This is a genomic window from Proteus sp. PR00208, assembly GCF_016238545.1.
Classification (GTDB): domain Bacteria; phylum Pseudomonadota; class Gammaproteobacteria; order Enterobacterales; family Enterobacteriaceae; genus Proteus.
On record NZ_JAEHQE010000003.1, the window covers coordinates 197630 to 209733 of the forward strand.

Annotated in this window: 12 protein-coding genes; 1 reads left to right on the forward strand and 11 read right to left on the reverse strand. The window is 37.4% G+C overall.

The features are described 5' to 3' along the window. Positions 1-47: 47 nt before the first annotated feature. Entirely contained in the window at positions 48-956 is a 909-nt protein-coding gene (locus JEP36_RS04385; protein ID WP_198629897.1) for an AEC family transporter, read from the reverse strand. 191 nt (positions 957-1147) lie between these two features. After that, on the reverse strand, positions 1148-1648 hold the full coding sequence (locus JEP36_RS04390; protein ID WP_232805409.1) for a GNAT family N-acetyltransferase: 501 nt from the start codon (positions 1646-1648) through the stop codon (positions 1148-1150). Positions 1649-1988: 340 nt separating this feature from the next. Here JEP36_RS04390 and JEP36_RS04395 point away from each other — a divergent pair, with 340 nt between their 5' ends. Beyond that, positions 1989-2549, forward strand: a complete 561-nt coding sequence (locus JEP36_RS04395) for a PEP-utilizing enzyme (protein ID WP_311748453.1) — start codon at positions 1989-1991, stop codon at positions 2547-2549. A gap of 95 nt (positions 2550-2644) precedes the next feature. Here the strand turns inward: JEP36_RS04395 and JEP36_RS04400 are convergent, their stop codons facing one another. The 9 genes from JEP36_RS04400 to JEP36_RS04440 form a co-directional block, all read right to left on the reverse strand. Then, complete coding sequence (locus tag JEP36_RS04400; protein ID WP_198629898.1) at positions 2645-3049, reverse strand: hypothetical protein; 405 nt, start codon at positions 3047-3049, stop codon at positions 2645-2647. Between the two features lie 225 nt (positions 3050-3274). After that, positions 3275-4267, reverse strand: coding sequence for an alpha/beta hydrolase family protein (locus JEP36_RS04405; protein WP_198629899.1), 993 nt, complete (start codon positions 4265-4267; stop codon positions 3275-3277). A 333-nt stretch (positions 4268-4600) separates the two neighbouring features. Further along, positions 4601-5077 (reverse strand): hypothetical protein, encoded by a 477-nt coding sequence (locus JEP36_RS04410; protein ID WP_198629900.1) that lies wholly within the window; start codon positions 5075-5077, stop codon positions 4601-4603. Between the two features lie 145 nt (positions 5078-5222). Beyond that, complete coding sequence (dcm, locus tag JEP36_RS04415; RefSeq protein ID WP_196573432.1) at positions 5223-6497, reverse strand: DNA (cytosine-5-)-methyltransferase; 1275 nt, start codon at positions 6495-6497, stop codon at positions 5223-5225. A 77-nt stretch (positions 6498-6574) separates the two neighbouring features. Next, entirely contained in the window at positions 6575-7297 is a 723-nt protein-coding gene (locus JEP36_RS04420; protein WP_196573431.1) for an Eco47II family restriction endonuclease, read from the reverse strand. A gap of 193 nt (positions 7298-7490) precedes the next feature. Then, complete coding sequence (locus JEP36_RS04425; protein ID WP_196573430.1) at positions 7491-7709, reverse strand: ogr/Delta-like zinc finger family protein; 219 nt, start codon at positions 7707-7709, stop codon at positions 7491-7493. 52 nt (positions 7710-7761) lie between these two features. After that, positions 7762-8859: a phage late control D family protein gene (locus tag JEP36_RS04430; RefSeq protein ID WP_198629901.1), complete on the reverse strand. Its 1098-nt coding sequence runs from the start codon at positions 8857-8859 to the stop codon at positions 7762-7764. Next, a complete protein-coding gene (locus tag JEP36_RS04435) occupies positions 8859-9323 on the reverse strand; it encodes a phage tail protein (RefSeq protein ID WP_036907694.1) in 465 nt (154 codons plus the stop codon). The genes JEP36_RS04430 and JEP36_RS04435 overlap by 1 nt, the downstream gene beginning before the upstream one ends. Then, on the reverse strand, positions 9323-12104 hold a 2782-nt coding region (locus JEP36_RS04440; RefSeq protein WP_198629902.1), incomplete at its 5' end, for a phage tail tape measure protein. The genes JEP36_RS04435 and JEP36_RS04440, both read right to left, overlap by 1 nt.

Here is a 12104-nt window from a genome sequence, read left to right on the forward strand (position 1 = left end):
AAAAAAACACCTTTAAATTAAGAAATTTATTTCTATTAAATAAAAATTTAAATTGCTAATATACTCAATATTATAGGCAATGTTATTACTGCAAATATCGTTTGAGATGTAATAATCCCTGCCATGAGTTCAGAGTCCCCACCTAATTGTCTGGTTAGAATATAAGACGTGGGTGCCGTTGGTATCGAAAAGAAAATAACCAAAAGCATCATGACTAACGGAGACAAAGCTAAAAAATAAGCAACGCTATATGCTACTATCGGTACAATAAATAAACGAGTAACAGTATTAATACTAATCATTTTACTTTCTGCTTTTAGTGTTGATAAATGTAATGCTGCACCAATACAAATAAGCCCCAAGGGTAAGCTGGTTGCTGCTAGCAATTTGAGAAATTGATCGCTACCAAAAGGAAGCCCCACTCCTGACAGATTTATTATGATCCCAATAACACAAGAGATAATTAAAGGGTTTTTTATGATAGGTAATATTAGTTGACGCAATGTCACATTTTGCCCTGCGGTTAAACAAAGTACTGAAGTGACATTTGATAAAGGAACCAGTGTTGCTAATATCAAGGCGGCTATTCCTAATCCTTCAACACCAAATAAATCAGCGACAATAGCTAAACCTAAATAGGTGTTAAATCGAATATTGCCTTGAACGATTGCTCCAAAACGTCCAGCTGGCCAACCTGTGATTTTTTTCAAAATAACACACAAAATAGTGACAGTAATGACTACAGAAAAAATAGCTACAGCAAGGTGAGGTAATTGAGGATCAGATAAAGGTGCATTTGCCAAACTATTAATTAGTAAAGCAGGAAAAAGTAAAAAATAATTTAATTTTTCAGCCCCCACCCAAAACGCAGGCTCAAACGTTTTATTTCTTCTTAAAATTGCACCTAGCGCAATTAACGCAAATAACGGCCATAACGTTAATAACACATTTTGCATAATATTTATCCTAGAGATATTGTGATACTTTACAATATCGCAACATTATGCAAATTGCTATTTCATGTTATTTAATATAAAAGCTAATTCAAAAAATGATAAAAATAAATTTATACCGCATTTTAAGAATAGCTTTTTTATTATTAGTCTATTATAAAAACCATCCTTAAAAATGGTTAAAATACAAACAACTAATCTAAATCAATGCACATGCGGTAACAAGGTAAATTTGCTTTTGCTAAATCAGAATAATAATCACGTTCTTCTAATACGTTAAAACCCTGCTTTAAATAAAATAATACTGCATTAGGTGTTGCATCTAAAAACAACTTGGATTGACCTCTCTTAATTGCTTCATGTTTAAGTTGTTTTAAAATTAGTCCAGCGAATCCTTTCCCCATGTATTCAGGTAATGTAAAAATGGCCTCAGCAAAACCAGTTTTAACATCTAAAAAACCTGAAGCAACAGGAATATTGTATTCTTGATAATCAATCACATAAAATGGATTATCAATAATAGCCTGCCGATATCCTTCAGGCATTTTATCAGGAGTCCAAGCGGCTAAAATCTCTGATGGATAAACATTCTCACAACCAAATCGCAACGCTTGATTTCGTAAATACCATAACCTTCTGGCTTCTTGTGGTTCAGCGAGTCTAAGTTGAATCATACTTATTTCCATCTTATTCATTAGAATTAACAGCCTCAAATTAGTGAAACAATTTATTCTAATAATGCTTTTTAAATTTTAATTTTTTAGTGTTACTTTTTTTAAGAGAGTGATATGTTTTTGAAGAAGGAATAATGTAAGGAAATCTTATGCCTAATTCAACATTGCCTTCATCAATAAAAAAACCTCCTCTTTTGTTGCTGGTTCTCCACTTCCTTTTTATTATCGATTCATCTCGAGTGCAATTAGAGAAATCTACTTTTCCAAAATTTCACTTATTTACCCTAGTAGATCTCAAGCTGAAAATACACATCCAAAGTTAATTCTATGTAGTCATCGGAACAGTGCATTTGATGGTTATGTGGCATTAAAAGCATTAGGAGAGCGATTGGTTATTCGTAGCGTCTTAGATTGCCCAATGGATATTTATTTTGCTAATGAAAAACCTTTAGCTGATGCAATTCTTGCAGATAACCCTACTGAGTGGAATCAGTTACGTCATCATATATACCAAAATAAGGCGGGATATCTAAAAGCAAAATCAGTCACACCACAATGGATCTATGGTGAGGATAGTTGTAATGCACTAAATACAAATGAGCATCAATTAAAGGGACTAGCTGGTAGTGCAGGTATTGTTGAAGGTGAAGTTTATCTTGTTTATGGTCCAGAGAATTTTGCCGAATTTCCGCAGAATGCCATTTTAGTTGCAAGAACAACTAACCCTGCTTGGACAGCACTTTTTTACCGTGCATCTGGCATTATTACAGAAAGTGGTGGGCCATTATCTCATGGTGCGGTTACTGCTAGAGAATTGGGATTACCCACAGTAATGGGTGTTCGCAATATCTTAAATATTTTAAAAAATGGGCAAAAAGTAAGGGTTGATGGACAAAAAGGTATTATAGAAATCTTATCTTAATTATTAGATCAATAATGCCTATTAAGCAGAAAAAGCATCTTTTCAGATGTTTTTTCTATTTTTCATACTATCAATCTGTCTTTTAACTGATTATTTTATTTTTTACTCTCTTTGGCGTCTTTATTAGTATCAATATCGACTTTATAAGCTGATGGTGCAAATAAAGCAACCAACCCAGCGATTAATAATATAGAAAGCAATACCATTAACATAGATGGTGCATTAAATAATAAGTATGGTGTTAATAAAATAGGACTAGCCGTTAAAATAATTGAAATAATAATAGGATAGCCTATACCTATATCTCTTATTCGTTGAGATAAAATAAGTGTAAATATGTAGACTTGTACTATTAAAAACACCATTTCTATTAGGCCATATGGTGTAAAAGAAAAGTGATAGTAAAAATAACTTTCAGTAATTGACTCCATTTTTTCGGGGTAAAGTTCTATATACCATCGATCAGCTAAGTTTTCTGCAATAGAAAATTGTCCAAGCAATTTCTAGACCTAAAAAAGAGAGTCTCCCACGTCTTTGTTGTTTCCATTGATAAGCAAGTTTAGCTTGCATAACAAATCCCTTCATTTTTAAATGATAATTTAATCCTTTTAATCATAATACACTTAATATCTTTATCAAAATAATGTATTAGTTTAAAAAATACTGCTCTTTTATCGATTAAATAAAAGAGCGGATATCATTATTAAAAATTAAATTATTAATAATCATCTAACCTGCTTATTGATCCACTTAATCTCTTCATTAGTGAATCGAATATTGCTTTCTTTAGTTGTATCAGTATCTAACAAGATTTTATCTTTAATTAATTTACTGACAGGTACAATGATATTGAAATGGTCACCATTTTTAATGTTATATATTTTTAATGGAATATCATGCACCATTGCAACCGCTCGTAGCTCATTAAACTCATTCCAAAAATAGTCACGCCCTTCAAAATAGAAAGTTGGTGTTTTTATTGATTTAATATAGCGATATACAGAGCGAACATTAAACTCTTCTTCGTTATTTCTATCAAAAGGCAATTCAACTATCATATCTCCTTCAGCTCTTAATTTAAGATCAGGTATTCCACCCAAAGAGAAAATAGCTCTAAATTTGTCACTATATTCACTCGCTAATAATGCTCTAGTTCCCCCCGTACTATGTCCAACGACATAGATACGCTTAGAGTCAATATAAGGCAGTGATGCTAAATATTCTCTCGCTGATTCTAAATCTTCTAATTCGCCATAAAACATTTCATAACGACCTGGGTTAGTATTTTCACCTCGGAAAGACGGGATCATCAACACCATATTGGGATCACGGAAAGTTGCACCTGTTTGGTCATTATCAACTGGTTTAGGTTGCCAAAAATAATCATCACCACCAATTCCGCCGTAGCCTCCATTTAACCAAATTACAGCAGGTAATTTCATTTTTTTATTTGCTGGAGGTGGTGTTAAATAGGCATACATATCTCCTAGTTTTGCCGGATATTTAATCACATTAAATATTTCAGGCGGCGCTTCCCAAGGCGGATCAATATTATCAAAACTGTCGTTTATAATTTCTGTTTTAAAGCGTTGATGCGCTTCATATAAAGTTTCATCACGCACTTCAATATCTGCGTTGACAGAAAAAGAACTAGCACATAGCAGGGAAAAAAATAGCGCAGGTACAACTTGTCTAAAACACATTTTATTTATATTCATATCAACTTCCCTATAAATTATTAATTTTGCGTGATAATAGCATAGGTTATTTGGGGTTTATGAATAGGATTTTTAAGGTAAGTGGAAATTAATGCAGAAAAAAGCATCTCGATTGAGATGCTTTAAACGATATAAAATAATTAAATTTTTTAACGTTGATTTACTTATTTTGCACTTGTACGAATCAAGTAATCAAAAGCGCTAAGTGAGGCTTTTTATACAGCCTTAATAGATTGATATAAAAGGATTTAATCAGTGTCAATGTCCACATATTGACCACATTTCGGAAAGCCTCTTGAAAGAGAGGCTTTTTGTAAAAAACTATTTATTAAATTAATTCTTATTATTCTCTTCAACAAATTCTTTATAAAAATAAATCGTTTTATCAAATAATTCAGTAGCAACTTCTTCCCATTTATCTTTCATCAACTCAGTAGGTTCTTTCTTTTTTTTATAGAATATAGATGTGTATTCTGGCTCACAATCCGTAATGTAATCCACTGTTTTTCCATAATTTCTACATGTACAAATAATAAGATGGCACCTTTCTTTAATAAAGAGATCTAAACTATCTTTAAGACATTTAGGTTTTGATGGACCAATAGGATCTCCTTTACTTGCTATGCCGATCTTGAACTCACCTATTTTAATTATCCGCAATATTTCAGATGTTGCTCTTTTACTTAAACAATCTGTTTCTTTGTCTGGATCTTCAAAATATTTAAGTAATTTTTTGTGTATTTCTTTTATAGTTGTTGTCTTTCCTGAGTTACTAGAACCAGATAACGCTAAAATATGTTTTTTGTACATTAAAAACTCCATAAACTGAGATAAATATAGAATATCTAGATACCTAAAATTAGATGAATATAAAAGAATTACAAATAATTAATATGAGAATAAAAAAATACCGCCATATTTAATGGCGGCACATGAATTATCAATAATCTATATATTATGCAGAAAGAAGCTCGTTTCCGTTATAACCTATTGTTTCTTTTTGCTCTAACTCATTAAGAGCACGAACTAAAGAACGTCCGATAGCATAAGAAAGATTAACAGGAACAGCATTACCTATTTGCTTATATTTAGCGGTAATCGGTCCTGAAAATTCCCAATCATCTGGGAATGTTTGGATACGAGCATATTCTCTTACCGCCAAGGGTCGAGTTTCTTCTGGGTGACAGCGTTCAGTTTGTTTTTGAGCTGGAGCACAAGTCAATGTTAAACTTGGTTCATCCCATGATAAACGTCTTGCCATGCCCGTTTTACCACCACCTAAATAATAGCTCTTTTGCATATATTCTTTCTGAAGCTCTTCAGGAAGATCACGCCAATATCCACCTTGAGGCACCAAAGATAAAATTTCTTGTTTTCTCTTAGGGTATTTTTGCCCTTCAGATTTAGGAACATCTGTTTTAAATAATTCTCCAGCTTTCAACGCATCACGCATTGTCATCACTTTATGATAAGGTGATGGCCAAGTATAATTTATTGAATTAACTAAATCTTTACGGATCGCAATTAGTATTAGCCGCTCTCTTTTTTGAGGTACTTGGTAGAAAATAGCCTTCAATACCTTTGGTGTTATAAGAGAATATCCAATCTCGTCAATTATGTTAGCTATGGTTTCTAACGTTTTACCATCATCATGATTGAGTAAACCTCGAACATTTTCTGCTAATAATATTTTAGGTTGTACTTCCTGTACTGCTCTTGCAAATTCAAAAAATAGAGTTCCTCGTGTATCTTCAAACCCCATTTTTTTTCCCGCGTAAGAAAAAGCCTGACAAGGGAAACCGCCTGCTAAAACATCAACTTTACCTTTATATTCAGAAAAATCGATACCAGCAACATCCCCTTCAATAACATTCCATTTTGGTCTGTTTAAACGTAATGTATTACAAGCATGCTTATCTATTTCATTTAACATGACAGCAGACAAACCCGCTTTTTCTAAACCTAATGCCATACCACCGGCACCAGCAAATAGCTCCAACACAGTAAATTTTTTTATTGGTTTAGTTTGCAATTCAGTTTCCCAATTACTTTTATAAAGTGCTTGGATTTCTTCAAATTGCATAAGCTGTTCTTTCTCGTAGTAACGATAATTATTATCAGGATTACGTTTGGATTTTAATTTTTTTGTAGAATCCCAGCGCCTTAATGTTTCTTTTGTTACACCTAGCAAATCTGCAACTTCAGCGATAGAAAATTCATCTTGTAGCATATTAATAATTCCTGATAATCTTGATCATGGTTACAACTGTATATATAGTCATATTAAATGTCAAACATTGATCATGGTTATTTTTCATACGCAACAGAAAAATAACTCATAAACATATCAATATCCGGAATTACAAAATCTTTTTTCCCATAATATTCTTGATACACATGTTCAATAACTTTAGGCAATGCTTTATGTAGCTCTTTTAACGCATCAACTCGTTCAGTTACGATATGATAAAAGCTTGCACCATCAATAATTCTAATTAGAGGATTTTCAGGGCATTTTGCTCCTGTATCTTTATTTGATGGGGTAAAAGGATCATTATAACGAATAGGCTTTTTAGGAATAATATTGACAAAATATGCAGTAAAACCTTTGAATTGACTATGTTTAGGAGAAACTTGAGCATCTAGTGAATGATATACACCAGAAAGACTACCTCCAGTTACTGTATTAAATTTGTTTTTTGATTCAGCAATAATTTTCTTTTCACGGTTAACCAAATCAACAATACCACCAGTGCCCAAATCTTCCCAACCATCTACATAACCTAATACACGTTGATGGAAAGTTCCTACATGGTTTTGAATAGTTTTTTGGCATTGACGTGCCATTTCAGAGTTACGCCATTCTTCATGACTTTTGAAATCAGAAGCTTCAAACAAAGCACCAAATGGATCTATAACATTTTTGTTAAATGATTTTTCAGCATCTTGTCTTTTCTGTACCGCTTTATCTAAAAGATATTTGACTTCTCTGATTAAATTTTCATCTGATATATATTCTAAAAAAGGCATCTATATTGTCTCTTATTTTCAATAGCACACAAATATTATTTAAATTATATATCTTACTAATCTAAATAAATTATTTTTAACTATGACGGTAGAATTTTCACATATTAATGCTAGATTCTATGTAGTCTAACATAACTACATAACCAAATATCTTTAGATTGCTACCTATTTCTGTATCTTTCCAAGCTTTTCATCAAATCCCCAACACCTGCTGGCAATACTTATCAATATGAGGCTCTACTCGTTCAATTAATTGAGGCTTTGAAATAAACCGCGTTACGGTTTCATGGCTGACGAACGTTGCGCCACAATTTATATTCTGGCACTGGTTATAACGTTCTTTGGTATCGGAAGATATTTGCTGACTACTACGAGTATGCGCGGCATGACCACAAACAGGACAAATCATCATAAACGGGTTACCTCTTTATGATGTGGAAATTACCTGTAATTATACACAGGCACTATTCCTTATCCATATCTATCTCACTGCTTTTTACCTCTAATTCTAACGAGGTGGTAAACCCGCTATTGTTCAGTGAATGACTCACTGTGACCAACGTCCAATAGGCTTTATCAATTTCAGGTTTAAAACCGCTCACTTGTACTGGTAATTCAGGAAAGAGATCCGCACGCCCTTTCGCTAGTGTAATACTAAATGAAGCAACGCCTCGCTGTATTTTTTCCCATGCGGATTTAGCGGCACGTTCGGCATTGGTTTTACTCGCGTAAGTGTGAGACAACACCATCACGTTACCCTCTTCACCAACAAGGTACTCCCCTTGTTTCTCTTCTTCTTTTTTCGGTTTATCGGTAGTCGGTTTTCTACGGCGAATTTGTGACTGTGTTTTCTCTTGCGGTTTACGGGTATTTAAATAATTGGCAGTCACACCGGTATAAGCGCCTCTATCGACTAATGAAAAACGGTGCCCATCTCCCACACTACGGGTGATTTGTACTAGCGGTAATGCTTGACCACTGGCGGTGGTATTGCCCCCTTGCACCATAAACAGCAAGCTCCCGTTTTTAACACAGGCGGTGGCACCGTTTAATTGCCCTAAGCGCGTTAAAAAACTGCCGTCTGACTCATTGGTCTGGTCGATATGTTCAATCTTTACCGTATCAAGACCAGGATCAACTACTGCTGTGACATTATTGCGCCCTGCAATCGTTCTGACGATATCACCTAATGTTTTTTGATGATAAGACATTTCACGACGCACATTGAGTGTTGCCCTAAAATCGGCACTACGGGCGCGCAATGTCATTTTATCGGGTACACCTGAATGCTCTATCTCATCGACCGTAAACGAGCCTTTATGAATAAGGTTTTCACCCTGCCAACCAAGATGTAAAGTTAATACCTCACCCCGTTTTGGCATCATTAATGCGCCGTCAGAATCATCTAACTCAATATCAAGCCGGTCAGCTTCAAAGCCCCGGTTGTCCGTTAATGAAAGCGAAATTAATCGTCCTTGAATTTTGGCGCTGATATCTTCATCACCGGCAATTAACACAAAAGCCGGCGTGCTACTTTTACCGGTGATCATTTCTGGCAACATTATGATAAAACCCCTTTCATCGCTTCACCGGCACCATTGGCCATCATGCCTAATTGGTCGCTTAAATCTCCCAACATCTGACTGATAGAGTCATCAACACGCTTTAATGTCAGAGAGAAATCAATTTTTCTGGCGGCACCGTCTTGGAAAAATTCGGTGTGGGTGCGTTGTAAATCGGTGATCACAAACATGCCGTGAATGGTGCCTGTACCATCAATAAACGACCACGCTTTACCGCTATCCGCCATTAATTCCAATGCCAACAACGACACTTTACCGCCGGTTAATGAGGGATAAAGCGCCCCCGATAAAGTGATCACATCGGTATCAGGGCCAATAAATTGTTGTGCCGGTCGGCGTGCGACACGTTGAGTAAAACCATGTCGCCACGTTTGTTGTTTTTGTAGGGATTGATAAGGTACGGTGCGTAACTCAAACACAAATACCCCAAGTGCTGCCATCATTACCACACCTCACTGTCTTGATAACGGCTATTTAATCGTGCTTGCTTGTCACGTTCACGGCGTTCAATTTCCGCGATAACAAGTTGTGCGATATCTTGCGCGGATTGATTCGGTTGAGGATGAATATTAATTTCATAATGTGCCGGCGCGCCTTGATAACGCTGTTGTTGAATGTTCACGTTAGCTGGTGCCGTGCGATAGTTTTCAACCGGCAAACTGTGCGGGTGCAACGGGGCATTTTGTGCCTGTAATGAAAAGGCACTGCCTAGCGATAATGCGGCTGTCGCTAACATCGCGGTGTGTTTACGACTGGTGATATTTGCAGGGCCTTCGACAATTTCAGGGCCATTTTCGCCGGCTATACCAAACTTGCCACGCGGGATATAACCACCTGAATCATACATACCGGCAAAGTTGCTGTTGTAAGAATCTAACGCAGACTGCACTTTCGGATCGGAGGTTTTAGCAAACTCAGGGGTCAGTGCTTCTTTCGCTGCAGTTGCCAATTCACCAATGCTATTTTTAAAGTCTGTCCATTTGTTTTTTATTCCCTGAATAATGGAATCAATCAGGTCACTACCGAACTGTAAAAATTTAGCCGGTAACGCTTTGGTATCTTCGACAATTTCATCCCATTTAGTCGATATCGTTGTTTTAAGGAATTCCCATTTTTCTTGTGTGTACTTAACGATTTGATCCCAATTGCTATAAATAATCCCCGGTAAAGTTTGTGTCATAAAAAAGGTTTTAATGCCTTCCCATATCCCTGAAATCACAGATTTAACCGACGCCCACGCGGTTTTGGTATAGCCGACAATACTGTCCCAATGTTTTGCAATTAAGCCCGGAATCGTCCAGTTAAAGAAGATATATTTAATGGCTTCCCATGCCATTAAAATGGTGCCTTTTAATGCCTGCCATGCGATAGCGGTGCGCTGTTTAACAGACTCCCACACTTTGGTGACATACGGCTCAATCTTATCCCAATTTTTATAAATCAGATAAATAGCACCCGCAATAACAGCAATAGCCAGCAAAATAGGGTTAGCTAACATGGCTTTACCCAATCCTAAAAATGCACTGCCTAATAATTTTATTGGTTTTAATAACAGAGCGAGTGCGCCACCGCCTTTAATGCCTAAAATTGATAGACTTAATTTCGCGGCGGCTAATGGTCCTAACATTGCGGCAATGGATAACGAGAGAATACCGAGCGTGGTAATTATGCCGGCTATCGCTAAGCCCACCATAGTCAGTGTTTTTGCCAGCTCAGGATTTTCTTTCATCCACACACCCACATTAGAAATCACACTGGTAATACTTTGTGATATCTGACGCAATGGGCTATCAATGCCGTCAAAAATCTGAATGCCTAAATCTTCCCATGCAGATTGCAGGTTTTTCATATCCCCGCTTAAGTTGTCCGTCATGGTGCCCGCGACTTTTTGGGCTTCGCCTTTAGCCTTCTTTAAGTCGGCAACAAGGTTTTGCAACTCCCCTTTACCCGCTTGTTCGGCAAGTACAGATAACGCGGAGAAGGCTTCTTCACCCGCAATGTGTTTAAAGAATCCCGCCCGTTGCGCATTACCCATATTGGCGGTTTTCTTATCTAACTCTGCTAATAACGCAGGAAAGTCGCGTAAGTTGCCTTTGGCATCACGAGTCTTTATACCCAGTTCTTCTAACGCTTTCGCCGCTTGTTTAGGTGGCTCCGCAAGGCGTCCTAAAATTGCCCGTAATGAGGTACCCGCCATTGAGCCTTGAATACCCGCATCCCCTAACTTACCCGTTGCGGCGGCAGCCGTTTCTAAATCAACTCCTAACCCTGACGCCACCGGTGCAACGTATTTCATCGTGTCGCCAAGCATAGTCAGACTGGTATTTGAACGGGTAAAGGCACCGACTAACACATCACTCACTCGCCCCATCTGATCCGAGTCGAGCTTAAAGCCGGTTAAGATATTGGAGCCGATATCTGCCGTGGTACCTAAATCAATATCACCTGCCAATGACATTGCCAATGTACCCGGCATAGCATTTTTAATTTGTTCAGGCTTAAAACCTGCCATGGCATAGAATGCCTGACCTTGCGCCACTTGGTTGGCGGTAAATGCCGTGGTTGCGCCTAGCTCTCGCGCTTGTTCACGCAACATCTTAAATTCATCGGAGTTTTTATCTAGGCGCGTTAATGCCTGCACCTTTGACATCCCCACATTAAACTCATACCCCGGCATTAAGGTTTGTTTCGCGGAATACAGCATACCGGCACCGGTTGCTGTCATGGTGGCACCGGCGCCCGCCATTTTATTTCGCACATCAAGCGTCTTTTGATACTGTGATTTAGCCGCCGCCATGCGCCGTTCTTGTTCGGCACTGCGCCTTAATTGATTTTCCTGTCGGCGTAGCTGTTGCGTGGTGCGTTCAATATCACCATTAAGTCGCCGTTGCGCTTGACCGAGTTGATTAGTAGAAATGCCATTGGCTTGCAATGCCGAGCGCTGTCGCTGTGCCGACTGCTGTAATTGCTCATACTTGGTTTTGAGTTGCCCCGCTTCCCGTTGCGCTTTTTTAAATGCCTCTAACTGTTTTTTTGTCGGGTTTTCAGTATTGGCAATTTCTTTGGCGAGAGTGGCAACACGTTGTGTGGCGGATTGGTACGCTTGCTGTGTGGACGTTAACTGCTGTTTAATCTTGCGAAAGCCATCAATTTGAGAGGCTTGCTGATTAAGTGTTTTTAACGAGTCACGCGACTGGCGTACAGCGGACGCCAGTCGCTTATTG

What these genes read in the sequence shown, in the direction of transcription:
- JEP36_RS04410 (WP_198629900.1), bottom strand. Translation starts at nt 5,077, where the DNA reads ATGTACAAAAAACATATTTTAGCGTTATCTGGTTCTAGTAACTCAGGA.
- JEP36_RS04425 (WP_196573430.1), bottom strand. Translation starts at nt 7,709, where the DNA reads ATGATGATTTGTCCTGTTTGTGGTCATGCCGCGCATACTCGTAGTAGT.
- JEP36_RS04385 (WP_198629897.1), bottom strand. Translation starts at nt 956, where the DNA reads ATGCAAAATGTGTTATTAACGTTATGGCCGTTATTTGCGTTAATTGCG.
- JEP36_RS04435 (WP_036907694.1), bottom strand. Translation starts at nt 9,323, where the DNA reads ATGATGGCAGCACTTGGGGTATTTGTGTTTGAGTTACGCACCGTACCT.
- JEP36_RS04390 (WP_232805409.1), bottom strand. Translation starts at nt 1,648, where the DNA reads ATGAATAAGATGGAAATAAGTATGATTCAACTTAGACTCGCTGAACCA.
- JEP36_RS04430 (WP_198629901.1), bottom strand. Translation starts at nt 8,859, where the DNA reads ATGTTGCCAGAAATGATCACCGGTAAAAGTAGCACGCCGGCTTTTGTG.
- JEP36_RS04405 (WP_198629899.1), bottom strand. Translation starts at nt 4,267, where the DNA reads ATGAATATAAATAAAATGTGTTTTAGACAAGTTGTACCTGCGCTATTT.
- JEP36_RS04420 (WP_196573431.1), bottom strand. Translation starts at nt 7,297, where the DNA reads ATGCCTTTTTTAGAATATATATCAGATGAAAATTTAATCAGAGAAGTC.
- dcm (WP_196573432.1), bottom strand. Translation starts at nt 6,497, where the DNA reads ATGCTACAAGATGAATTTTCTATCGCTGAAGTTGCAGATTTGCTAGGT.